The following is a 25,075-nucleotide window of genomic DNA, read 5'->3' as shown; positions in this document are numbered from 1 at the left end:
CTGCCCGGTTCGGTGCGACCGCTACCCGGATCGGGCTGAAACTGCGTGGCGGCTGGAAAATTGACCCGATCAGAGTGAAAACTACCCCGATCGGGGTAGCGGTAAGATTACGGGTGATTATCACTCCGGCCCTTGCCCTCTCTCCCCCGGATGCCCCATGGCCAGTGACACCAGACCCAATCACCGCCGCCGCAAGATCATCATGCTGGGGGTCGTCTGCGCGCTGCTGGCCGGTGGTGGCTGGCTGGGTTGGGATTATCTGCACTATGGCCGGTTTCAACAGACGACGGACAATGCCTATGTAAAGGCGGATTTCACCATCATCGCGCCCAAGGTGGCCGGGATCGTGGCCGAGGTATTTGTGGTTGCCAACCAGACAGTCAGCGCCGGCAGCCCCCTGGCCCGCATCGACAGTGCCGATCACGAGGCCAAGATGGCGGAGGCGGAGGCCCTGATCGCCGTGTCAGAGGCCGAGGCCAACAGCCTGCGCGCCCAGGTGGGCGAACAGAAGGCGCTGGTGGAGAAGGCCACGGCCGAACTGGCCGTGGCGCGGGAGGAACTGGATTTCGCCCAGGCCGAGGTGCACCGCTATGAACCGCTGGCCGCCAGCGGTACCGGCAGCCGCCAGCAGATGGACCAATTGCGCAACCAGGAACGCCAGGCCCGCGCCACCCTGGCCGCCCGGCAGGCGGCAGTATCCGGGGCAGAGCAGCATATCCAGTCGCTGGAAGCCGGCATTTTGCAGGCCGAAGCCCAGGCCCGTTCCGCCCAGGCCCAACGGCGGGCGGCGGAAATCAATGTCGCGGCCTGCCTGATCCGCGCCGGGATCGATGGCATTATCGGCGACCTGACCGCCCGCCCCGGCCAATATGCGGAGGCAGGACAGCGGCTATTGACGCTGGTGCCGGCCCGGCAGCGCTATGTGGAAGCCAATTTCAAGGAAACCCAGGTCGCACATATGCAGCCGGGCCAGCCGGTGCGGGTGATGGTGGATGCCTTCCCCGATCAGCCGGTCCAGGGCCGTGTCGCCAGCTTTGCCCCCGGTACGGGAGCTGAATTCTCCATCCTGCCGCCACAGAATGCCACGGGCAATTTCACCAAGATCGTGCAGCGCGTGCCGGTGCGCATCACCCTGACCGATACCGCCGGGGCCGCCCGGCTGGTGCCCGGCATGTCGGTGACCGTATCGGTGGACACGCGCAACGCCACCAACCCCGCACCGCAGGTGGCCGCCAGCGGGGCGGCACCGTGAGCGGGGGGATAGCCGATCCCATGGCCCCGCCACCCGCCACGGTGGAGCCGGGGGCCTGGCTGGCCGTTATCGCCGGGGCGCTGGGCAGTTTCATGGCGACGCTGGATATCTCCATCGTCAATGCTGCCCTGCCCACCATCCAGGGGGAAATCGGGGCCACGGCGACAGAGGCGACCTGGATCGCCACCGCCTATCTGGTGGCGGAAATCATCATCATCCCGCTGAGCGGCTGGCTGTCGCGTCTGTTCGGGCTGCGCAGTTTCCTGCTGGGGGCGACCCTTGGTTTCACCGGCTTTTCCATGCTGTGCGGCGTGTCGGACAGTCTGGGGCTGATGGTGTTCGCCCGTGCCGGTCAGGGGCTTACCGGCGGGGCGATGATCCCCACCGCCATGACCATCATCGCCACCCGCCTGCCACCGGCCCGCCAGCCCATCGGCAATGCCATTTTCGGCATGACGGCCATTTTGGGGCCGGTGCTGGGGCCGCTGGTGGGTGGCCTGATGACGGAATATCTGTCCTGGCACTATGCCTTTTTCATCAACCTGCCCATCGGGCTGGTGCTGCTGTTCCTGCTGTTGACGGCCTTGCACCATGAACGCGCCCAACTGGACCGGCTGGGGGAGGCTGACTGGCTGGGCGTGGCGGGGCTGACCCTGGCGCTGGGCGGGTTGACCCTGGTGCTGGAGGAAGGGCAGCGCGAACAATGGTTTGAATCCAGCCTGATCCGCTGGCTGACCGTCGCCAGCCTGCTGGGGCTGGTCCTGCTGCTGTTGGGGCAGAAACACGCGGTGCGGCCGGTGATCCGGTTGTCGCTGCTGCGCGACCGCGCCTTTGGGGCGGTGGCCGCCATGGGGGTGCTGATGGGCATGGTGCTGTACGGCACCTCCTACCTGATCCCGCAGTTCCTGGCGGCCCTGGCCCATTACAATGCCTTCCAGGCTGGCAGCATCGTTCTGATCGCTGGATTGCCCAGCCTGATCATGATGCCGATGGCCCCCCTGCTGTTCCGCCTGTTCGATGCAAGGGTGGCGGTATTCACCGGCATGATGATCATGGCCGCCAGTTGCTGGCTGGAATCAGAGCTGACGGCGGATGCGGTGGGGGCCGATTTCGTGCTGTCGCAGATCATGCGCGGGGTGGGGCAGGTGCTGGCCATCCTGTTTTTGAACCAGGCGGCCATGGGGTCGGTTCCGCGCGATCTGGCCGCCGATGCCGCCGGCCTGTTCAACGCCGCCCGGAACATCGGCGGTTCCCTGGCTTTGGCCGGTATCGCCATGCTGCAGGATCAGCGGATGTGGCTGCACAGCCGGCATCTGGAACAGACCTTGTCCGCCAACGCCCCCGCCACGGGCAATTATATCAGCCATCTGGGCAACGGGAATCTCGCCCTGGGAATGCGCCTGCTGGGCGGCATCATCCGCCAGCAGGCGCTGGTCATGACCTTCAACGACCTGTTCTGGCTGCTGGGCACCGGGGCTGGCGCGGTCAGCCTGCTGGCCTTCATCCTGCGCCCGCAACGGTCCGCCCAATAAAATCCCGATCCGGGCCATCGCCATACGGGTTGGGCGAGTGACCGCCCCCCCTGTCGCCATAGGCTGCGCATCCCGTTTGCGAACCGCTTGCAATCGCATACCTGCACCGGAGCTGCCTGATGGATGTCGCCACGCTGATCACCGAACTGGACCTGTTGGGGGTTGAGCTTTGGGCCGAGGATGGGCAACTGAAATTCCGGGCACCGAAAGGGGCCTTGACGGAAGAACGGCGGGAGCAGTTGCGCCAGCACAAGCAGGCGCTGCTTGACCATCTGGCCGGCCCGGAACTGCCCGCCGTCACCGCCGACCCGGCCCAGACACATGAACCATTCCCGCTGACCGATGTGCAGGCGGCCTATCTGCTGGGCCGGGGGGATAGTTTCGGTTATGGCGGCGTCGCTTGCCATGGCTATCTGGAAATGCATTACCCCAACCTGGAACCGGCGGCGCTGGAAGCGGCCTGGAACCGGTTGATCGCACGCCACCCCATGCTGCGCGCCACCATCGCCGCCGATGGCTGGCAGCGGGTGCTGCCCAGCGTTCCCGCCTATCTGATCACGGCGCAGGATCTGCGCGGCCAAGGGACGGCCCTGCTGGATCAGGCCCTGGCCGACACACGGGCCGAACTGGACCACAAGATTTATCCGACCGACCGATGGCCGCTATTCACCCTGCGCCAGACCCGCACGGATGACGGGGATATCCTGCATGTCTCCCTGGACAGCTTGATTGCCGACTGGGCCAGCGCTGGCATCCTGTTCAATGAACTGGACCTGATCCTGGCCGGTCGCGGGGATGAACTGCCGGCGCTGGAGATCACCTTCCGTGATTATCTGCTGGCCGAACAGGGGTTGCGCCAGACCAGCCGGTACCGGCGCGACCGGCGTTACTGGCTGGACCGGATCGACGATCTGCCCGCCGCCCCGGACTTGGTCCAGCGCACCGCCCCCCAAGGTGGGGCGGTACGGTTCCACCGTCACCATGGCCGGTTGGGAAAAGCCGCCTGGGAAAGCCTGAAGGCGCAGGCCGCCGCGCGCGGGTTGACGGCCACCACGCCGGTGCTGGCCGCCTATGCCGCCGTGCTGGGCCGCTGGGCGCGCCAGCCGCAATTCAGCCTGAATGTCACGCTGCTGAACCGTTTCCCGCTGCACCCGCAGGTCAACCAGTTGGTGGGGGATTTCACCGCCGTCAGCCTGCTGGCGGTGGAATCGGCGGCGGGCCGGCCCTTTGCCGACCATGCGGCCGCCATCGGCCAGCAGCTTTTCAGCGATCTGGACCACCGGCTGTTCAGCGGGGTGGAGGTGCTGCGCGAAATCACCCGCCGCCGGGGACGGGAAGCCGCCTTGATGCCGGTGATCTTCACCAGCGCCATCGGCCTGGGCAATCGTGAGCATCCGGTCAGCGGCCGCCGCCCCGGCCATGCCATCACCCAGACGCCGCAGGTACTGCTGGATTGCCAGGTGATGGATGATGCCGACGGGCTGGAGGTGAATTGGGACATTCGCCAGGGCATTTTCCCCGATGGCATGATAGCCGACATGTTCGCCGCCCTGATGGACCTGCTGGAACGGCTGGCCGGGGATGCGGCGGCATGGGACAGCCGGGAACCGGTGCCGCTGCCGGCGTGGCAGGGGGCGGAACGGGCGGCGGTGAACGCAACGGCGGCCCCCCTGCCCGATGGGCTGCTGCATCACCCGATCCTGGAACAGGCACAGGCCACGCCGGATGCGGTGGCCGTGATCGACCGAGACGGCAGCATCTGTTACCGCGACCTGATGCTGTGGGCCGCCGGTCTGGCCGACACGCTGACGGCCAGCGGCTACCAGGGTGCCGCCCCTGTCGCCATCATTCTGGAAAAGGGGGCGGCACAGGTGGCCGCAGTGCTGGGGGCATTGCTGGCCGGCGGGGCCTATCTGCCCATTGATGTGCAGCAACCCGCATTGCGGCGGGACCGGCTGCTGGCCGATGCCGGCATCACCCATGTGCTGGCCGCCAGCAGCACCGACCTGCCGCCCGGCATCATCGCCATTGATCCGGCCACCGTGGCTCCGGCCAGCACCATGCCCCCGGTCGTGACGGGCGACCCGGACGCGCTGGCCTATGTGATCTACACATCCGGTTCCACCGGGGCGCCCAAGGGGGTGATGATCAGCCATCGCGCCGCGCTGAACACGATACAGGATATCAACCGCCGTTTCGGCATCGGCCCGCAGCACCGGGGGCTGGGGCTGGCGCAACTGGGGTTCGACCTTTCCGTTTATGATATTTTCGGCCTGCTGGGCACCGGGGCCACGCTGGTGCTGCCCGATCCGGCACGCGGGGCCGACCCGTCGCACTGGGCCGGGTTGATCGCCCGCCATGGCGTGATCTTCTGGAATTCCGTGCCGGCACAGATGCAGATGCTGGCCTCATACCTGGATGCCGAACCGTCGCCCCTGACCAGCCTGCGGCTGGCCCTGCTGTCGGGCGACTGGATCGGGCTTTCCCTGCCCGGCCAGATCCGCCGCCACCTGCCGAGCCTGGAGTTGATCGGCCTGGGCGGGGCGACCGAAGCGGCCATCTGGTCCAATTTCCACCGGATTGAGGGCATCGACCCGGCCTGGACCAGCATCCCCTATGGCGTGCCGCTGGCCAACCAGGGGTTCCGGGTGCTGGATGGGCAGATGCGGGATGTGCCCGTCTGGACGGCGGGGGAGCTGTGCATCACCGGCCAGGGGCTGGCGCTGGGCTATCTGGGCGACCCCGACCTGACGGCAACCCGCTTCATCCACCATCCGGTTGACGGGCAGCGGCTTTACCGCACGGGCGACCTTGGCCGCTATCTGCCGGGTGGGGAGATCGAATTCCTGGGCCGGGAAGACGGCCAGGTGAAAATCCGTGGCCACCGGATCGAACTGGGGGAGGTGGAGGCCGCCTTGCAGGCCCACCCCGCCGTGGGCGCGGCGGCGGCCGTGGTGGCCGGTACCGACCGGCTGGACCGCACCCTGCTGGGCTTTGTGGAAGCCAAGCGCCGCCCGGTGCCGCCCGATGATCCGCGCCTGACGCCGGAAAAGCTGGTGCCGGCGGTGCGGCGCTTTGCGGCCCGGCAGGTGGCGGATGACCATGCCGCCGCCTCCCAGGCCAGGGCCTTGCAGGAGGCATCACTGCTGACCATGCTGGGTTGCCTGTGCGGGCATGGGCTGTTCAACAGCGATCAGGCCGCCCATGATGATGAAACCATCATCCGCCAAGTGGGGGCCGTGGAGCGGCACCATTGGCTGGTGCGGCGCTGGCTGGGGCTGCTGGTGGCGGCGGACCTGCTGTCGCGTGACGGGGCCGGGCTTTACCGTCGCCGCCGGCTGGTCGATGGCGAAAGCGTCAACGCCGCCTGGGATGCGCTGGCCGGCGGCGGCAATGACAGCCTGATCGCCTATCACCGCGCGCATGTGGAACGGCTGGCCGACCTGCTGGCCGGACGGCAGAACCCGTTCGACCTGCTGTTCCCGGAAGGCCGCCCGCATCTGGCGCGGGCGATTTATCGTGATGATGCCATCGCCCGGCATAATAACCACGCCGTCGCCGCCCTGGTGAACCGCATCGCCAGCAGCCGCGACGCCGACACGCCCTTGCGGGTGCTGGAGGTGGGGGCCGGCACCGGTGCCACCAGCGAGGCAGTGATCCCCCTGCTGGATGGCTTGTCGGCGGATTATCTGTTCACCGACATGACGCCCTTTTTCCTGGCCGATGCGCGGGGGCGTTTTGCCCGCTGGCCCTGGGTGCGCCCGGCCCTGTTCGACCTGAACCGCGAGGCGCGCGACCAGGGCATCGCCCCCAACAGTGCCGATATCGTGATCGCCGCCGGCATGTTGAACAGCACCAATGACCCGGCGAAAGCCGTGGCCGATCTGGCGGAAATCTTGGGCCCGGATGGCTGGCTGATCCTGACCGAACCGGTGGCCGACCTGCCGCAGATCCTGCTGACCCAAGGTTTCATGATGGACCCGGCGGGCGATGACCGCCGGCATGGCGGCACCAAATTCCGCAATGTCGCCGGCTGGCGCGAAGTGATTGAGGCGGCAGGCGGCGAACTGGCGCTTTGCCTGCCCGATGAGGGCGATGCGCTGGCCGCCTGCGGAATGCGGATGCTGGCCGCCCGCTTCAAGCGCGACCGGATGCCGGTGCAGGCGGCGGAACTGGCCAGCTTCCTGGGCCGCCGCCTGCCCACCCATATGGTGCCCGGCCATATCCAGGTACTGGACCGACTGCCCCTGACCGGCAATGGCAAGCTGGACCGCAAGCGGCTGGCCGGCTGGCGCCCCGCCACCTTGGCACAGGCGGCAGGCGAGGCCGACAGGGCCGATGGCGATGACGGCTTGACCAGCCAGCTTTGTGCCTTGTGGGCGGAGGCTTTGGGGCTGCCCCGGCTGGAACCGACAGATAATTTCTATGACAAGGGGGCGGATTCCCTGATTCTGGCCCGTGTCGCTGGCCGGCTGCGGGAGGAGATGGCGGAGGCTGCCCCCTTCCCCTATGACACGCTGCTGCGCCAGATGCTGAACGAACCGACTGTGGCCGCCCTGGTCCAGGCGCTGCGCCGGGGGGAACTGGCGGAAACCACGGCAGCGGGGGCGGCCAGCCCGACCCTGCCGGCGGATCAGGTGGAAGGATCGAACGCCAAGCTGATCGCGTTCGGCGGCGAGGGGCCGGTGGCGCGGGTGATGTTCCATGCGGCTTTGGGCACCATGGATTATTTCCAGCATCTGGGCCGGTCGATGGCGGCCCAAGGGTTAGGGCCGGTGATCGGCATCGCCGTGGCCGATATTGAACGCTATCTGGCGCTGGAGCCGAAAAAGCTGATCGAGGCGGTGGCCGATGATTATGCCAGCCGGCTGATCGCCGCCGGACACCGACATTTTCAGCTTGTCGGCTATTGCTTGGGCGGGCTGCTGGCCACGGAGGTGGCGCGCCGCCTGCTGGATCGCGGCATGGATGTGCGCGACCTGACGCTGGTGGACAGCATCCCCATGTTCATCGAAACGGAGGAGGAACTGGCCTTTGAGGCCATTTTCGTGCCCAACCTGAACCTGGACCCGGTGGCCGCCGTCTTCGGCCCGGATGTGCCAGCGACCGATGTCTATCGCGCCATTGAAAAGCTGACGCTGGATCATGCGCGCCACATCCCCGCCGGGGCCATGGCGGCCCTGACCGGCGATCCGGGGCTGGATGCCGTGGCGGCGGCCGCCCGGCGGCGCATGGCGGTGCCACAGGCCGAGCGGCTGGCTGGTTACGCCGCCGCCATCGGCAATCAGGCCGGTGTTCCGGTGGGGCCGGAACTGGTGCCGGGCCTGTTCCGGGTCTGCCGCCATTCCATGCGCGCCGCCCGTTTCGACCCGCCGCCCTATGTCGGCGACATGACCTATCTGCGCTGCCTGGAACAGCAATCCTTCGGCATTACCGCCGGGGTGGGCCATCTGGCCGTGCCCTTCTGGGAAGGGGTGTGCCTGGGCGATTTCAAGGTGATCGATGTGCCGGGCAACCATTTCAGCGTCGTAGAACCCCCACATGTGGACATCGTCACCGCCCATCTGGCCGCCGCATTGCGGGGGCGGTGATGGCGGCAGGCGTTTACTCCCCCCTGGCAGCCCTGCGCCGCCCTGCCATGGGTTTGGTGCGGCTGGGCATGGTTCTGGGGGCGGTGGGGGCACTGTCGCAACTGCTGCCCTTCATCTTCATCGCCCGGCTGGGGGAATTGCTGCTGGCGGGTTCCCCACCGGACAGGGCGGCCCTGGCCGGGCTGGGGGCGCTGGTGGTGGCGGGCCTGTTCATCGGCTGGGCCGCCAATGGGGCTGCCCTGTGGCTGACCCATATTGCCGACCACCGCATCCAGGCCGATGTGCGCCGCGCCCTGGTGGCCAAGCTGGGGCGGGTGCCGCTGGGCTGGTACGCGGACAATACCACCGGGGCCGTGCGCAAGGCGGTGCAGGGCGATCTGGAAGATTTGCACCATATGGTGGCCCATCATTATGTCGATCTGACCGCCGCCATCGCCTTGCCGCTGGGGGGTATCGCCTATCTGGTCTGGCTGGATTGGCGGCTGGCCCTGCTGGCCGTGGCCAGCTTTCCGATCTATGCGCTCGCCTATGGCTGGATGATGCGCGGTTTCGCGGCCAAGATGGCGCAGTTGGATGCCAGCTTTGCCCAGGTGAACGCCGCCATTGTGGAATTTGTCCATGGCATCGTCGTGGTGAAAGGCTTCGGTCGCGCGGGTGAGGCGCACAGCGCCTATCGCGCGGCGGTGGATGGTTTTTCCGACCGCTATGCCGGCTGGGTACGCCCGCTGCTGCGGCTGGAGGCGCTGACCTCCATGGCGCTGTCGGTGCCGGTGATCCTGCTGGTCAGCCTGTCGGGCGGGGCCTGGCTGCTGGCCAATGGTCAGATCGCGCCGATGGACCTGATGGCCGAAATCATGGTGGCGGTGATCCTGCCGCAAAGCCTGCTGACCCTGAACCAGGGCCTGATGGCCGAGCGTAAGGCCGCCGCAGCGGCCAGCCGCATCGATACGCTGCTGCTCACGCCGGAACTGCCGGGGGCAGTGCATCCCAAGCTGCCACGCGATGCCACCATCTGTTTTGAAAATGTCAGTTTCCAGTATCCAGACGGCGCAGCCGCCCTTTCCGGCATCAATCTTTACTGCCGCCCCGGCACGGTCACGGCCCTGGTCGGCCCGTCCGGTGCGGGGAAATCCACGCTGGCCAAGTTGGCTGCCCGCTTCCACGATGCCACCGGCGGGGTGGTGCGGATCGGCGGTGTCGATGTCCGCGACATTGCCGGGGAGGTGCTGTACCGCCAAGTCGGCTTTGTGCTGCAGGAGGTGGGGCTGCTGCATGGCAGCATCGCCGACAATATCCGCCTGGGCCGCCCGGATGCGAGCATGGCAGCGGTGATGGCGGCAGCCAGGGCGGCGCAGATCCATGACCGTATCCAGCAACTGCCCCAGGGCTATGACAGTATCATCGGGGCCGGGGCGCAGCTTTCCGGCGGGGAGGCGCAGCGGCTTTCCATCGCCCGCGCCCTGCTGGCCGATACGCCGATCCTGATCCTGGATGAAGCCACCGCCCATGCCGACCCGGCTTCAGAGGCGCGCATTCAGGACGCGCTGTCCGCCGCCGCGCGTGGCCGCACCGTGCTGGTGATCGCCCATCGCCTGTCCAGCATTGCCGGGGCTGACCAGATCGTGGTGATGCGCGACGGCACCATCGCGGAATGTGGTCAGCATGGTGCGCTGCTGGCGCGCGGCGGTCTCTATGCCGCCCTGTGGCAGGCCGAACAGGGGGAACCCGCATGTTGATCGCCGATCTGCTGAAAATCCTGGGGCCGCAGCGGCGGGGGGCGCTTTACCGCTATTTCGCTTGGCTGCTGGCCTATGGCGTGTTGGAGGGGCTGGCCGTTACCCTGCTGGTGCCGGTGTTGCGCGCCCTGCTGGCCCAACCGCTGGAGATGGGCGCGCTGACCGGCTGGCTGGCGGCGCTGGGCGGGGTGGTGCTGTGCTGCTGCATCGCCCGCTATCAGCAATCCATGCAGGGTTTCAATCTGGCCCTGGTGGTGCTGACCAGCCTGCACCGGCGGCTGGGCGACCATGTGGCCACCTTGCCGCTGGGCTGGTTTTCCGGGGAACGGATCGGGCGGCTGTCGCAGAGCGCCACCAACGGCACCCTGATGGTGACCAACATCTTCGCCCATCTGCTGACCCCGGTGGTCACCGGGTTGGTGACGCCCTGCATCATCGCCCTGGCCATGCTGGCTTTTGACTGGCGGTTGGGGCTGTGCGCCCTGTTGTCGGCGCCGCTGATCCTGCTGGCCCATCGCCGGGCATCCGCCGCCATCGGTCGGACGGAAGAGGCGGTGGACCATGCCGCAGCCCAAGCCGGCAACCGGGTGGTGGAATTCGCCCGCCAGCAGCCGGTTCTGCGCGCCTTTGGTCAGGCATTGGGGAGCTATCCGCCATTAGAGGCCGCCATCAATGCGCAAAAACAGGCCGGCGGGTCGATGCTGGACCAGACCTTTCCCCGGCTGTTTGCCAGCGGACTGGCCGTGCAACTGGCCTTTCTGGTGCTGATCCTGACCGGGCTGGGGCTGGCGGCCAGCGGGGCGGCCGATCCGCTGGGGCTGGTGGCGCTGTTGGTGCTGGCCGCCCGCTTTGCCGGCCCTTTGACGGAGACGGCAGCCCGCAGCGGGCTGCTGCGCATGGCGGGCAATGATCTGCGCCGGCTGGCCGCCATTTTCGATGAAAAACCCCTGCCGGAACCGGCGGAACCGGCCCGGATGGATCAGCCGGGCCGGATCGCCTTTGATGATGTCCATTTCGGCTATGATCCGGCACAGCCGGTGCTGCGCGGCCTGTCCTTCCAGGTGCCGGCGGGGTCCATGGTGGCCATTGTCGGGGCCTCGGGGGCTGGCAAAAGCACGATTGTCCGCCTGATCGTGCGGTTTTTCGATGTGCAGGCGGGGGCCGTGCGTGTGGGTGGCGCCGATGTGCGCGAGGTTGCCACCACCGACCTGATGCAGGCCGTCGCCACCGTGACCCAGGATGTCTATCTGTTCGACGGCACGCTGGAACAGGCGGTGCGCTTGGGCCGGGCCGACGCAACGGAAGCGGAACTGCACCATGCCGCCGATCTGGCCGGCGTGACAGAGATTGTCGCCCGCCTGCCGCAGGGCTGGCAGACGCGGGTGGGCGAAGGCGGGGCCCTGCTGTCGGGCGGGGAGCGTCAGCGGGTTTCCATCGCCCGCGCCCTGCTGAAAGGCGCGCCCATCCTGTTGCTGGACGAAGCGACGGCGGCGCTGGACCCGGAAAATGAACGCTATGTGCAACGCTCCATCGCAGCATTGCGCGGGCGGGCCACGGTGCTGGTCATCGCCCACCGGCTGCGCACCGTCGCCATGGCCGACCGTATCCTGGTGCTGGCCGATGGGAAGGTGGCGGAGGTCGGCAGCCATGCGGACCTGATACAGGCCGGCGGGGCCTATGCCGCCTTCTGGCACGAACGCCAGCGGGCGGAGGGCTGGCGCCTGCTGCCCGTCGTTCAAGTCCTGGAAACGGAGATATCGGCATGACCATCGCCATTCTGGGGGCGACCGGCGATATTGGCAGCGCCCTGGTGCGACAGTTGGCCAAAACCGGCATCGGGCCGCTGCGGCTGGGTGCGCGCAAGGTGGCAGCGGCCTGGGCGCTGGCGGACGGGTTGTTCCCCGCCGCCATCGGCTGCCGCGCCGTGGATGCGGGGGATGCTGCTTCCCTTGCCGATTTTCTGGCCGATTGCCGATTGCTGGTGAATTGCGCCGGCCCTTCCCACCATCTGGCCCCGATTGTGGCCGAAGCCGCTTCCCGCGCCGGCATCGATCTGGTGGATGTGGCAGGGGATGCGGGGCCGGCGATCCAACCGGCGGCGGGGCGGGTATCCGTGCTGGCAGCGGGGCTGCAACCGGGCCTGACGGGGCTGCTGCCCCGCTGGCTGGCGGCACAAAGGTTCGACCGGGTGGAACGGCTGTCCAGCCATTTCGGCGTGCTGGACCTGTTCACCCCCATTGCCGCCGCCGATTATCTGGCCGCCGCCACCGATGGCACGGGACAGGCCAATGCCGGCTGGCGCGACGGGCGGATGCGGGCCGGCTGCCTGACCCGGCGGGAAGGCATTGCCCTGCCGGGATTTGACGGGTTGGTAACCGCCCTTCCCTTCCTATCGGCGGAATCCGCCCGGCTGGGGGCAAGGCTGCGGCTGGACCGGGGGGACTGGTTCAACATTCTCTCTGGACGGCACATGCTGGCCGCCTTCGACCGCGCCCTGGCCCTGCCACCGGCTGCGGCGGTGGACAACCTGTGCCGGGCCAGCCAGCTGGATCTGGCGGGAAAACGGCCAAGCGTCACCCTGGCCCTGGAAATGGCGGGGACGCGGGACGGCCAGCACGAAACCGCCAGCGCCCTGCTGCAGGGGCCGGGCAATGCCGTGCTGACCGCCGCCATGGCCCTGGTGGCGATACAGGCCGTGCTGGCCGGCAAGCTGCCACCGGGCCGGCATATGGCTGCCGATATCCTGAATCCTGCTGACAGCCTGCCCGCCCTGCTGTCCGCCAGCGGCAGCCAGTTCCGCGTGACGGATGGGCCGCTGGCAACCCTTACCGAAGAAGAGGAGGGCACCCTGTGACCCACCCCATCATTCCGCCACCGTCGCCGACAGCGGCCCATGCGATGGGCATGGCCGATGGAACCGACCTCTCCCCCCTGCCCGCCGCCATGGATCGGTTGAGCGATATCAGCATCCGCGCCCTTGCCAATCTGGTGCTGGACGCCGCGCCGTTAGACCAGACCCCACAAAGCACGACCGCTATCGCCGCCGCCCTGGGGGCCGCCCCCCGGCATGGGGCGCTATTGGGCCGTTGGCTGGCGGCCTTGGCCACGCGCGGAGTGGTTCAGGGCGGGCCGGCGGGCTGGTGGCGGGGGGATGGGCCGCTGCCGGATGCGGGTATGGACGATCTGGCACCAGCCTATGCCGCGCTGGGCTTTCCGCCCCGCATGGCGGCATCGCACCGGCTGGCCTTGGGTGCCCTGCCCTGGCTGATCCGCGATCAGGCCAGCATCCAGCAGATCCTGTTCGCCGACGGCCGGGTGCTGGAGGCGCTGGCCGCCTATCAGGATAATCACTTTACCCGTTACCTGAACCGTGTCTGCGCCGGGTTGGCGGCATGGCGGCATGATCGCCAGGGGCCGGGGATGGCGGTGCTGGAACTGGGCGGCGGGGCGGGTTTGACGACGGATGCCGTGCTGTCCCGGTTGGGGCCGGGGCGAGCCGATTATCGTTTCACCGACCTGTCGCGCATGTTCACCCTGGCCGCCGGCCAGCGCTTCCCCGGTATCGAAACCGGCGTGCTGGATATCAACGCGCCCTTTGCCGCGCAGGGGGGGGCGGACGGGTCGGTTGATCTGGTGCTGGCCGGCAATGTGCTGCACAACGCTGCAGATATCACGGCCAGCCTGCGCCATATCCGGCAGGTTCTGCGCCCCGGTGGTTGGCTGATCTTCACGGAATCAGTGTGGGAAAATGAAGCCCTGCTGACCTGCATGGGCTTCCTGCTCTCCCCCGCCGCCGGGGCACCGCCGCTTTATCGGGCCGACCGCCGGGCCGGGCTGCCCTTTCTGGATGCGGATGGATGGCGGGCGGAACTGGGTGCTGCCGGCTTGTCACCGGGCCTATGCCTACCCGAGGCCGTATCCCCTATGGCCGCGGCCGGGCAATGTCTGTTCCTTGGCATCGCGGGAGATGCATGATGAATGATCTTTCCCTTCCCCTGCCCGACCTGCAGCATCTGTTGATCCTGGGGCAGCCCGATGGCGGCGATCTGGCCGTCAACGCCCGGCGTCAGGGCATACAGGTCAGTCACCATGACCTGCCCCCCAGCCCCGCCCGCACCCTGGCCCTGCTGGAAGGGGCGATGGCGGACGGGGTGGCGCTGGATGCCGATACGTTGCGCGCCCTGCTGCCCCTGCCCGCCCTTGATCTGGCCGATCTGTCGCATTTCCGCGATCTGCTGGTGGCGGGCAGCCTGTCGCCGGTGGAACAGGCCGCCGTCACCGCCCTGTTCGGCACCCCGCCCCGGCCCCTGCTGGCAGCACCGGCGCGGGACTGGCAGACATTGGCAGAACTGGCGGCTGCCGTCACCGCCGATGCCGAGGCATCGCTGACCGGCATTGATCTGGCCCAGGCCGTGGCGGTGGCGGACCGGCTGGCCGACAATGCCCTGTTATCCATGCTGAACGGGCTTTCCCGCTGCGGCCTGTTCACCGGGGCGGACAGTGCCCATAGCGTGGAGGATGTGCTGGAAACCGCCCGCGTGGCACCGTCACACCGGGGCTTGATCCGCCGCTGGCTGCGGGTGCTGGTGGAACGGGGGCGGCTGCGCTGGTCCGGCGGGCGGCTCTGCGCCGTACCGCCCGCCACGGCCTATGGCGATGCCGCCCTGAAAGCGGCCTGGGATGGGCTGGAACGGGACTGGCGGGCGGTCAGCGGCAGTGCCCGCACCATCGATTATGCCCGCGCCAATGCCGCCCACCTGCCGGAACTGCTGCGCGGGGAACGCCAGGCCGTGCATCTGCTATTCCCGGAAGGGCGGATCGATCTGGCCGCTGCCATTTACAGCGAGCCGGTCGCCGCCCGTTACCAGCATCACAGCGTGCGCGCCCTGGTCAGCCGGCTGGCCGCCGCCTGGACGGGGGCCGCCCCGCTGCGCCTGCTGGAAGTGGGTGGCGGCACGGGGGCGACGACGCGGTTGGTACTGCCCTCGCTCGCCGGGTTGCCGGTGGATTACCTGTTTACCGACCTGTCGCGCTTCTTCCTGGATCAGGTGGCGACGTGGCAGCAGCCCTATCCGTTCGTGCGGCGCGGTCTTTATGATCTCGACAAGCCGCCGGAAGCGCAGGGAATAAAACGGCAGAGCCTGGATATCATCATCAGCGGCGGCGCCCTGAATGCCGCGCGTAATACCGATGCCAGCATCGGCTGGCTGCGTGACCTGCTGCGCCCCGGTGGCTGGCTGATCCTGACCGAACCGACGCGGGAAGAGGTATGGGTGATGGCGTCGCAGGCCTTCATGATGGGCCAGACCGATGATGAACGGCAAGAAACGCAGGCCACCTTCCTGTCGCTGGCGCAATGGAACCGGGTGCTGGAAGCGGCGGGGCTGGTGCGGGTGCTGGGCCTGCCGGACCATCAACACCCCCTCTCCCGCCTGGGCCACCGGGTCTTCGCCGCACGCAAGGGGGCGATCTGATGGGCAGAACCCGCGTGCTGGTCGCCGGCACCGCCTTTGGCCGGATATATCTGGAAGCGCTGCGCGCCGCACCCGACCGGTATGAACTGGCCGGCATCCTGGCCAAGGGCAGCGCCTATTCCCGCGATTATGCCGCCCGGCTGGGCGTGCCGTTCTATAACGACCCGGCACAGGTGCCGGATGAGGTGGATATTGCCTGTATCGTGCTGCGATCAGGGGCGACGGGCGGCGATGGCGCAGCGGTGGCCCAGCATTTCCTGCGCCGGGGCGTGCATGTGCTCCAGGAACATCCGGTGCATGTGACGGAGATAACTGCCGGCCTGCAGGCCGCCCGGCAGGGCAATGCCGCCTATGCCGTCAACACGCTCTATCCCAATATCCAACCTGTCCGGCAGTTTCTGGCCGTGGCCGCCCATCTGCGCGGGCAAGGGCCGATCCGCTTCATCGATGCGGCCTGCAACAGCCAGGTGGCCTATCCGCTGCTGGATATTTTGGGGCGGGCCATTGGTGACTTACGCCCCTGGTCCTTCCAGCCGCAGCCGGCGGGGGAGCCGGCGCATCCTTTCACCCAGATCACCGCTTCCCTGGGCGGCATCCCTGTCAGCCTGCAGGTGCAAAATCAGGTTCACCCGGAAGACCCGGATAACCATTCCCACCTGCTGCACCGGATCGCCATCGGCTTTGATGGCGGCGTGCTGACCCTGGCCGACAGCCATGGGCCGGTGCTGTGGACCCCGCGCCTGCATTCGCCGCGCGATGAGACGGGGCGGCTGAAACTGGCCGGCCCTGGCACCGAACGGCTGTCCATCCCCACCAGCATCGCCCTGGGTGGCGTGCCCGGTCACAGCCACCACCGCATGTTCGACCTTCTATGGCCGGAGGCGGTGCTGGCGGCCCTGCATGATCTGCGGGGGGACATTGCCGAGCCCGCCCGTCGCCGCACCGCCGGGCAATGGGCGCTGACCGTATCGCAGGCCTGGCGGGCACTGACCGGGGCCATCGGGATGCCGGCCCTGATCCGCCCACCGGTGCCGGAACCCATACCCGTGGCCAGCCTGGAAGCGCTGGCCCTGTCCGTCACCCCGTTCCGGCCCCTGACCGCCGGGGAGGAAAGCCGATGAAATGCAGCCATGTGCTGATCCGTGTTGCGGACCTGCATCAGGCCGTGCGCGATTACCGGGAGGCCGGTTTCACGGTGGATTACGCCACCAACCCCGCCAAGGCGCAGCACGCCCATATCTGGTTCGCCCACGGCCCGATCATCGAATTGCTGACCACGCCGCGCCATGCTCGACGGTTCAAATGGATGATCGACCTGATCGCCGGCTTCGGTGCCGGCCGCCGCATGATCGGCTGGGCCGAACAGGGTGAAGGTTTTTGTGATCTGGCGCTGACCACCGGCACGGCCGATATCCGGCCGACGCGCCAATGGCTGGCCGAGGCCGGCATTTCCTGCGGTCGCGCGGTGCGCTGGGTGCGCACCAAGCCTGATGGCCGCCGCATCCGTTTCCAGTTTGCCTATCCGCGCCGGCCCGACCTGCCCTTCATCGTCGGCAGCTATGACCCGCCACAGAACCCGGCCCGCGCCGATCACCACAATGGTGCTTCGGGTATCAGCCAGATCATCCTGGGTGCGCCGGCGGCGGATCATGGGCTGATCAGGCAGATGGGGGGGGACGATTCCGCCCTGCTGCTGAAAACCGCCCCCCGCTATGGCGTTCAGTCCATTATGCTTTCCGGTTTGCGGGGAGAATTGCCCGCCCATCTGCTGCACGGTGCCGTACTGACAGGTGCCGGGATGCCTGGGTTGCAAAATCCACCCCTGCCGGGGGCAGGAATGGCATAGAGTTGCGAACCATTATCAAGTAGATTGCCTTTTACATTCCAAACGGAAACCGTTGGGGGGGCGATCTTACACCATGACGGAAAAATCACCGCTGCATCAATGCGTCAGCTGCGGCACCCCCCTGCTGTCCCAGGCGAACAAAAATGCCCTGTTCAACCAACAGCATCACAGCAAAGAGGAGACGCTGGAGGGCATCAACTGCCGTCTGGTGGAACTGCGGCCTGGCATGGTGGCCGCCCTATATGGTGGCAACGGCCAGACACAGACACAGGCGCGTATGCTGAATAACAGCCGCTATGTGCATTTTTCCTGTCTGATGCAGGATATGGCCGAGGCAGAGGTGCGCAAGCATCAATGCCAGCCTGATGTCGGTTCCGGCCATATCATCTTCGCGCCGGGAGAGTTTTTCAGCGCCCGTTATGGCAAGGATTACATCAGCCTGGATCTGATGGTGGAACCCGACGCTCTGGCTGATGTGGCTGCCGATGATTATGGGCAGATCGAGGCGGATATCCGCCAGGGTTTCCTGGTTCGAACCAGCACCCAGAGCCGCCAGATCATGCATACCGCACATATTCTGGCCAGCCGGCTGGACCATCCGAAATGCCAGCAATTGCTGCTGCAATCGGCCGCCCTGGAATTTCTCGGTGCCCATTTCAGTTCACTGAAGGATGACAAGTTCCCTGTTACCCTGCCAATGCGTGAACAGCAGCGCATCATGACAGCGCGCGATCGGCTTCTCCATGACCTCAGCGCGCCCCCGACGATTGAACAACTATCTCGTGAGGTGGGACTGAATCAGCTGAAGCTGAAACAAGGCTTCAAAATTCTGTTTGGAACAAGTATTTATGCTATGTTCCAAAAACACAGGATGGATCATGCAAGATTTTTATTGAAGAATAAAAATGTAACTGAAGTCGCTATGACAATGGGGTATAGCAATATCAGTCATTTTAGCGCCGCATATCGCAAACAGTTCGGCATATTGCCGAAATACGACAGGGGATAATCCAAATTACACGACATAATTGGATATTTTCTTATCTGTATCATGTTTCCGATCATGATACATGAACCAATAAGGCCGAACCAAGCTTAGCAAACTGTCCGCTCACGGGGGACCAGCTCTCCTCGGCCTGGAGGCATCTACTTCAAGCCGGACACATTTCCAGGGAGCAGGTCAAAATGATGTTGGCGACGGCACTTGAGGGTCTTGATCAGGAACTATAGGTCTTGATCAAGGTAACTGAGTAAATGCCGATCTCTGGCCGGGACAGATCGACGACGATGACGTCCTCCACCCCAACCCGACCCAGACGCAGGCGCAGTTCCGCCAGATCGGCGCTAAGCCATAAAAAAGCTGGCCGGCACCCTGACAGGAGCCGGCCTTTCTTCTTGGGGCGATGACCGGTGATTACCGTTCCAGGCTGACCAGCTCGTACCAGGTCATCATATAGCCGCCGACGCCACCCTGGACGAACAGGCTGTCTTCATCCTTGGTGACCCAGACATCATAGACCGGGTGGGCACCATCCTTGGAGACCATGCCGCCATCTTCATCAGAGAAACGGAAATGTCGGCAATCAAAGGTGCCAGCGGCCACCGTCACCGTCTCTTCCCCGACATATTCCATATAGAGCCGGCTTTCCGCCGCCAGCGGCGGGGTGGCGCCGCGATGGTCGACAGAGGGCAGGAAAGCGCGGATTTCGCGCTTGTGCGGCCCGCGTGACAGGTCCATGCAGCGGGTCATATAGGCGTCGCCGATGATCGGATGGGTGCCGAACCCGTCATAATGGCCTTCCACCGGCATCACCTGCGAGACGCGGCCGATGGACGGGCCATAGCTTTCGCATTCGATGCTGTTGGGCGTCATGCGGAACCAGCCGGACCCCATGAACTTGTCGCCCACTGTCAGGCGGACATGGCAATCCATCGGCCGGTCATGTTCGTCCAGCGAATAGATCACGTCGCGCAGCACGGTCGGCGCCGGCTCTTCAATCTCGCACTGGGCGCGAATGGTCAGCTTGCCGTCGCTATGGCGGGTCATGGTGAAGAATTCACGCCCCCGCTCCTGCCCATGACGTTCCGGCTTGCGGGAGGTATAGCGGATGGTGCCGCGAATGGTACGGTGTTGCATCGTCTCAAGCACTCCTGTTCCAGTGATTTTTATCAGGTGGGGGTGGCGAGCCCCAGGAAAGCCGCCCCCAGCAGCAGCAGCCAGAGCAGCATCACCACCGGGCGGGAGCGGGCGAGCACGCCCTTGATGGCGGCATCGGTTTCGGGCGTGGCACCGCTGGCCATCATCTGCGCGAACGGGGCCATCAGCGGGCGCAACAGCACCCGGATCAGCAATCCTAAGGAAATGGCCCCGGCCAGGATCAACAGCTTGCCGGCAATGAACAAGGGCAGGGCCAGCAGGCCGGCCAACCCCGCCAGACCCATGCCGGCACAGACCAGCAGCGCCGACCAGCGGATCACCATGTCCGCCTGCTTATAGAAGGCGACCTTGCCATGGCTGGCATGGACGGCCCAGGCCAGCGCCAGCCAGACCAGACAGACGGCCCAGATGCCGGCCACCGCCGCCCCCGGCATGGCCCCCAGCCAGCCCTTGACGAAGGCCAGGGTCAGACCGGTGGGCAGGGACAGAATCAGCGCCGTGCGCGGTGCCATATCCACCGCCATCAGGATGCGCAGCGCCGTGGCGCGCTGCGGCGCGCTGCATTTGCTGTCGGTCAGAATGGTGGAGGAATAAAAGGCCCCCAGATCGCCGCCCAGCCAATAGACGAAGATCAACAGATGCAGCAGGGTGACGAGCGGCTCGATCAGCATCGGGTTTCCCTGATTTGGTATAATGATCTATTCATAGAGCATTTAATGGATCAGGGAAACCCTTTACGCGTGGAGCAGATGCGCCCAGTCCGCTGCCGGCCCCCGCCCCTCTGCCAACAGCCGGTGCTGGCTGCCCAGCCCTTCTAACAGGCCCGCCACATCCATGGCCGCATGGGCCTGCAGGGCGGCCGGCCAGTGCGTCCCGGCACGCAGCAGGGAAAGGGCACGGGCTTGAATACCGGGCAGGTCCAGGCTGGGCTGGGGCAGAATCGCCTGTGACTGCCTTCCATCGTACCAGGGGGCGAACAGCCGTTCCCGGCGGGCGATGCGGAACGCCCGTAGCAGATGCGCGCCGTCCCATTCCGGCGCCAGGGATGGGGCCCCCAGTACCGGGTCCATCGCCGGGGCGGGCATTCCCAGGGCGATGCTGTCCGACGCCACACCGCTGGCGGCCAATTGCGCGGCCAGCACGGCACCGAAGCCGTGCCCGGCCACCCGTGGGCGTTCCAGGCCCAACCCGCACAGGGCCGCCGTCAGTTCTGCGGCGATGTTCGTCACCGCAGTCAGCGGCTGGGCGCGGCTGGAAAGCCCGTGGCCGGGCAGATCCAGCGCCAGCACCGGCCCATCGATCAGGCGCAGGGCCGGCCGCATGTCCAGCGCATTGCCGCCGGCATCATGCAACAGCACCAGCGGACGGCCGGTGCCGCGGCGGCGACCCAGCCAGCCGATGGGGCCCGTGACACCTTGCACCTGCCCCCGGCCGATGCCGAACGCATCGGTATTCTCCACCAGGCTGGGTGCGATGCTGCCGGGCCGGGCGGCCAGCCAGCCCATGGCGGCCTGCTGCAGGGCCGGGCTGTCGGGCAGGATGTTGCTGTTCGCCCCCTTCAGGCCCGGCCGGCCCAGATGCGGGCAGAGCGGGTCTTTCGCGGTCACCAGGATCAGATGCTCACAGCGCAGCCGGGGCAGCCAGCGGGCGGGATCAAAGACGAAGGCGGCGCGATAGGGCTTGCGATAGGCATCGCCTGCTTCCAGCATCTCCAGCGCATTTTCATGCAGATGCGGGGGCTGGGGCAGATCGTAATCCATGCGTGCCGCCGGGCTGGGCAGGTGCCAGGGGAAGAAGATCAATTGTTCTTCCATCCGGGCCCAGACCCAGGCCATGTGTGATCCGTCCCAGTGGGGGCGCAGCGGCGGCAGGTAATCAGCCAGGAAATGCGCGCGTTCATCGGCAGTCCAGCACGGCAGCCCATCGAACAGCACCCCCGTCACCCGTTCCGGATACAGGGCGGCGAAGGCACAGGCCGTGGTGGCACCGGTATGGAAACCATAGAGCCCGAACCGTTCCAGCCCCAGCACGTCGACAAACTGTTTCAGGGCCAGCGCATAGGCATCCGTTTCCGGGCAATCATCCGCCAGCGGACTGGAAAGCCCGTTGCCCGGCGTGTCAGGGGCGATGACGCAGAAACCCCGGGCCGCCATCCCCTCCCCCAGCGCCGTCATGGTGCGGGAGGATTGCGGGGAACCGTGCAGCGCCAGCACCACCGGCCCCTGCCCCCAGCGCCGGTAATGCACCGTGCGGCCGTCAATATGGATGAAGTGGCGGGTGGCGACAGGGCGCTGGTTCAGGGGGCTTTGGGTCACGGGCGGGATGCTCCTGCAGGCGTGAAGATCATCGGTTGGTAAGCATTCCCCTGTAACCAGATACGGCTTGCCAAGGGAGAAAACCCATGAAATGGTATAAACACATATCAATAAGAGTGGTAGCGATTCCGCGACGGTGTCGCCCCCTCACCGGTTCCGCGAAAGGAACATGATCATGGCCCACGCGATTTCCGCCTTGATCCGCGCTGCTGTCTTCGTGCGCGATCTCGACCGCTCCACCGCCTTTTATCAGGCGCTGGGGTTCGATGGCGTCTATTTCGATGGCATGTTGGACGGCCCGTCCGCCGCCAGCGTGCTGTTCATTCCCGACAGCAGCAAGGTGCGCTGCCGGATATTGAAGAAACAGGCTGGCCCCAATTTCGGCATGGTCGGCCTGTTTGAGGTGACCGACCCGGTGCCACCTGCCCTGCCCCCCAGCGAGGGTCCGCCCCGGATCGGGGAAGTGGCGCTGGTCATCTATGCCAAGCCGGTGGCGGACGCCATTGCCGCTGCCCGCGCCGCCGGGGCGGTTTGGGCCCCGGATGCGATTTCCTTCAACATGCCGCATCGCCAGCAGATGGAAGTCTGCCTGCGTGATCCGGACGGGGTTCTGATCAATCTGGTGGAACGCGACCCGGCGGAACAGCACAACACGGAACCCGTGGTGCTGTGAGCGAAACGGCAGAATACAGGTAAGTTACTGAAAAATATCGAAGAATACTTGTATCGCCAAAAAACAGTGGTGCCGGCGAAAATAAGTCTTTCACATGATATAATGTTATATCAATATAACGCAAAACGCGGACCGGCATGAACCGGGCCGCATTGAAGGAAAACAGGAGGCTGGAGACCATGAACAATTCGCATCTGAAATCTGTCCGTATGCCGTTGGCCCTGAAGCTGGGCGCTTCGCTGGCCCTGTTGGCGGCCGCGCTGCCGGCCCTAGCGCAGGATAATAGCGGCCTGCAGCTTGAAGAGATTGTGGTGACGGCGACCCGCCGCACCGCCAGCCTGCAGGATGTGCCGGTGGCGGTTTCCGCCTTCACGGCGGCCGATCTGGAAAACCGCCAGATCACCTCCACGCTGGATCTGGTGCGCTCGGTGCCGAACCTGTTCGGTTCCAACAATACCGGCGTGCCCAGCGCCAACACCTATTATATTCGCGGCCTCGGCTCGACAGAGCAGATTGCCACCATCGACCCCGCCGTCTCCACCTATGTGGATGATGTGGTGGTGCCGCGTCAGAATGCCAATAATTACGGCTATTTCGACGTGGAACAGATGGAAGTGCTGCGCGGTCCGCAGGGCACGACCTTCGGCCGCAACTCCACCGGTGGCGCCATTTCAGTCAAGTTGAAGAAGCCGAGCGATGAGCTGGGCGGCTTCCTGCAGACCAGCTACGGCAACTATAATCAGGTGGTGGTGCGCGGGGACGTGAATGTTCCGGTCAGCGAAAAGGTACTGACCAAGTTCACCGGCTTTTATGCCGATGACAGTGGCTGGACGCGCAATGTCGCCAATGGCGAAAAGCTGAATGACCTGACCAACTGGGGCGGCCGTGGCGCTGTCCGCCTGCTGCCCAATGATGATGTGACCATCGATCTGTCGGTGGAACATATGGATGGTGCCGGCCTGTACCTGCGTACCTTCGCCAATGAAACGGGCGAAACGCGTGCGGCAGCGACCAAGCATGGCGGCACCAGCGATCTGGTGGCCGATGCCCTGAATAATCGTGGCCTGCGCACCGAATATAACACCACCGCCGCCACCGCTGATATCGAATGGCGTCTGGATGGCGTGTCGCTGGAAAGCATCACCGGCTATCGCACCATCGATCAGCAATTCGTTGTCGATTTCTCCAACCCGGCCTCGCGCACCAGCAACCCGGTGCCGTTCTATCTGACGAATGATGGCGGCTATGACATGGTCAGCCAGGAATTCAAGGCGGTCGGCAACCTGTTTGATGACCGGCTGAGCTATGTGGCGGGTCTTTATTACTTCTACGAAGATAACAAGACCCTGGCCGGGCAGGTGCTGGGTGGCACCGTTTCCTGTTCCAACGGTCTGTTCGGTGATGGCAACATGAGCTGTAATGGCCGTCGCGGCTATTCCAGCGTGCGTGACATCCGCAACACGACCAGCTCCTACGCTGCCTATGCGCAGTTCGACTACAAGCTGACGGATGAGCTGACGGCGGTGGTCGGTGCCCGCTTCACCAATGAGGTGAAGAAGCTGGACCTGAAGCCGACCGCCTATGGTGGTATCACCACCAAGGATATTGTGGCTGCCGGCATCAAGACGCGGCTGGAAACCAACAAGGTGACCCCGAAATTTGGTCTGAACTACAAGATCGATCAGGACATCATGCTGTTTGCCAGCGCCACCAACGGCTACAAGTCCGGCGGCTGGAACAGCCGCACCGCCTATCTGCCGCAGAGCTTCCAGGACATGCGGCCGGAAATCGCCTGGTCTTATGAGGCGGGCGTGAAGAGTGACCTGTTCGACCGCCGGGTCCGCTTCAATGTCACCGGTTTTGTTACCAATACCGATAACCTGCAGCTCTCCTACACCACCCCCGGCCCGCTGCCCGGCACCACGCTGTCCACGCAGAACAACGCCGGCGATATCCAGGTGAAGGGTCTGGAGTTCGAATTCACCGTGCGTCCGGCTGTTGGTCTGGATGTCTTCGCCACCCTGGGCCTGCAGGAAGGCAAATATACCCGCGTCAACCCGGCGGCCCAGTCCTTCACCAATGCGGCCGGTGCCTTCGTCAACGCCATCGACCCGTCGGACGAGCTGTCACGCTTCCCCAAGCGGTCTTTGGCGATCGGGGCCACCTATACCGTGCCGGTGGAAACGCTGAACGGCTCCTTCATCTTCACGGGCGAGGCCAATTATACGGGTGGGTTCTGGACCACCGCGTCCAACACCACCCCGTCCAACCCGCGCACGCCGACGGCGCTGGAAACCTTCGCCCGCTCCTACACGCTCTATAATGTCGGGGCCAGCTACCTGTCTGATAACGGGGACTGGCGGATGGGCTTTGAATGCAAGAACTGCTCCAACAAGCTGTATCTGACCTCGGTGTTCAATGGTTATTATTATGGCGAACCGCGCCGTTACCGCGTGTCGCTGACCCGCAAGTTCTGATGCGGTGGCGGGACTGAACCC

16 protein-coding genes are annotated in these 25,075 nt (G+C 65.8%); 13 read left to right on the top strand and 3 right to left on the bottom strand.

The window, feature by feature from the left end; all coding sequences use genetic code 11:
• The first annotated feature begins 157 nt into the window (after positions 1-157).
• The 11 genes from GE253_RS06910 to GE253_RS06860 all read left to right on the top strand — a co-directional run bounded on the left by GE253_RS06910 (position 158) and on the right by GE253_RS06860 (position 18,440).
• Positions 158-1,252 carry an HlyD family secretion protein gene (locus GE253_RS06910; RefSeq protein WP_153203373.1) on the top strand — a complete coding sequence of 365 codons (1,095 nt, stop codon included), beginning with the start codon at positions 158-160 and terminating at the stop codon, positions 1,250-1,252.
• Between the two features lie 20 nt (positions 1,253-1,272).
• Entirely contained in the window at positions 1,273-2,784 is a 1,512-nt protein-coding gene (locus tag GE253_RS06905) for an MDR family MFS transporter (RefSeq protein WP_153203372.1), read from the top strand.
• A gap of 119 nt (positions 2,785-2,903) precedes the next feature.
• The gene (locus GE253_RS06900) at positions 2,904-8,375 is read left to right on the top strand and encodes a non-ribosomal peptide synthetase (RefSeq protein ID WP_153203371.1); all 5,472 of its coding nucleotides are present in this window, start codon (positions 2,904-2,906) and stop codon (positions 8,373-8,375) included.
• Positions 8,375-10,111 carry an ABC transporter ATP-binding protein gene (locus GE253_RS06895; protein WP_153203370.1) on the top strand — a complete coding sequence of 579 codons (1,737 nt, stop codon included), beginning with the start codon at positions 8,375-8,377 and terminating at the stop codon, positions 10,109-10,111. Before GE253_RS06900 ends, GE253_RS06895 begins: the two co-directional genes overlap by 1 nt.
• Positions 10,105-11,877: an ABC transporter ATP-binding protein gene (locus GE253_RS06890; protein ID WP_211101370.1), complete on the top strand. Its 1,773-nt coding sequence runs from the start codon at positions 10,105-10,107 to the stop codon at positions 11,875-11,877. Before GE253_RS06895 ends, GE253_RS06890 begins: the two co-directional genes overlap by 7 nt.
• Positions 11,874-12,965 carry a saccharopine dehydrogenase NADP-binding domain-containing protein gene (locus GE253_RS06885; protein WP_153203369.1) on the top strand — a complete coding sequence of 364 codons (1,092 nt, stop codon included), beginning with the start codon at positions 11,874-11,876 and terminating at the stop codon, positions 12,963-12,965. The genes GE253_RS06890 and GE253_RS06885 overlap by 4 nt, the downstream gene beginning before the upstream one ends.
• A complete protein-coding gene (locus tag GE253_RS26190; RefSeq protein ID WP_153203368.1) occupies positions 12,962-14,086 on the top strand; it encodes a class I SAM-dependent methyltransferase in 1,125 nt (374 codons plus the stop codon). Before GE253_RS06885 ends, GE253_RS26190 begins: the two co-directional genes overlap by 4 nt.
• Complete coding sequence (locus GE253_RS06875; RefSeq protein WP_173012535.1) at positions 14,083-15,585, top strand: class I SAM-dependent methyltransferase; 1,503 nt, start codon at positions 14,083-14,085, stop codon at positions 15,583-15,585. Before GE253_RS26190 ends, GE253_RS06875 begins: the two co-directional genes overlap by 4 nt.
• Positions 15,585-16,706: a Gfo/Idh/MocA family oxidoreductase gene (locus tag GE253_RS06870; protein WP_153203366.1), complete on the top strand. Its 1,122-nt coding sequence runs from the start codon at positions 15,585-15,587 to the stop codon at positions 16,704-16,706. Before GE253_RS06875 ends, GE253_RS06870 begins: the two co-directional genes overlap by 1 nt.
• A complete protein-coding gene (locus tag GE253_RS06865) occupies positions 16,703-17,431 on the top strand; it encodes a VOC family protein (RefSeq protein ID WP_153203365.1) in 729 nt (242 codons plus the stop codon). Before GE253_RS06870 ends, GE253_RS06865 begins: the two co-directional genes overlap by 4 nt.
• Positions 17,432-17,504: 73 nt before the next feature.
• A complete protein-coding gene (locus tag GE253_RS06860; RefSeq protein ID WP_247878505.1) occupies positions 17,505-18,440 on the top strand; it encodes an AraC family transcriptional regulator in 936 nt (311 codons plus the stop codon).
• 405 nt (positions 18,441-18,845) lie between these two features.
• Here the strand turns inward: GE253_RS06860 and GE253_RS06855 are convergent, their stop codons facing one another.
• The 3 genes from GE253_RS06855 to GE253_RS06845 form a co-directional block, all read right to left on the bottom strand.
• Positions 18,846-19,568, bottom strand: coding sequence for a hypothetical protein (locus GE253_RS06855; protein WP_153203364.1), 723 nt, complete (start codon positions 19,566-19,568; stop codon positions 18,846-18,848).
• A 32-nt stretch (positions 19,569-19,600) separates the two neighbouring features.
• A complete protein-coding gene (locus tag GE253_RS06850; protein WP_153203363.1) occupies positions 19,601-20,260 on the bottom strand; it encodes a hypothetical protein in 660 nt (219 codons plus the stop codon).
• Between the two features lie 63 nt (positions 20,261-20,323).
• Positions 20,324-21,904, bottom strand: a complete 1,581-nt coding sequence (locus GE253_RS06845) for an alpha/beta hydrolase (RefSeq protein ID WP_153203362.1) — start codon at positions 21,902-21,904, stop codon at positions 20,324-20,326.
• Positions 21,905-22,079: 175 nt separating this feature from the next.
• On the opposite strand from GE253_RS06845, the gene GE253_RS06840 reads away from it, so the two are divergent.
• Together GE253_RS06840 and GE253_RS06835 are read left to right on the top strand one after the other, a co-directional pair.
• Complete coding sequence (locus tag GE253_RS06840) at positions 22,080-22,577, top strand: VOC family protein (protein ID WP_153203361.1); 498 nt, start codon at positions 22,080-22,082, stop codon at positions 22,575-22,577.
• A gap of 179 nt (positions 22,578-22,756) precedes the next feature.
• Positions 22,757-25,054, top strand: coding sequence for a TonB-dependent receptor (locus tag GE253_RS06835; protein ID WP_173012534.1), 2,298 nt, complete (start codon positions 22,757-22,759; stop codon positions 25,052-25,054).
• The last annotated feature ends 21 nt before the right edge of the window (positions 25,055-25,075 follow it).

This window comes from Niveispirillum sp. SYP-B3756 (genome assembly GCF_009495745.1).
GTDB lineage: Bacteria > Pseudomonadota > Alphaproteobacteria > Azospirillales > Azospirillaceae > Niveispirillum.
This window is presented reverse-complemented; position numbering and strand designations above follow the sequence as displayed.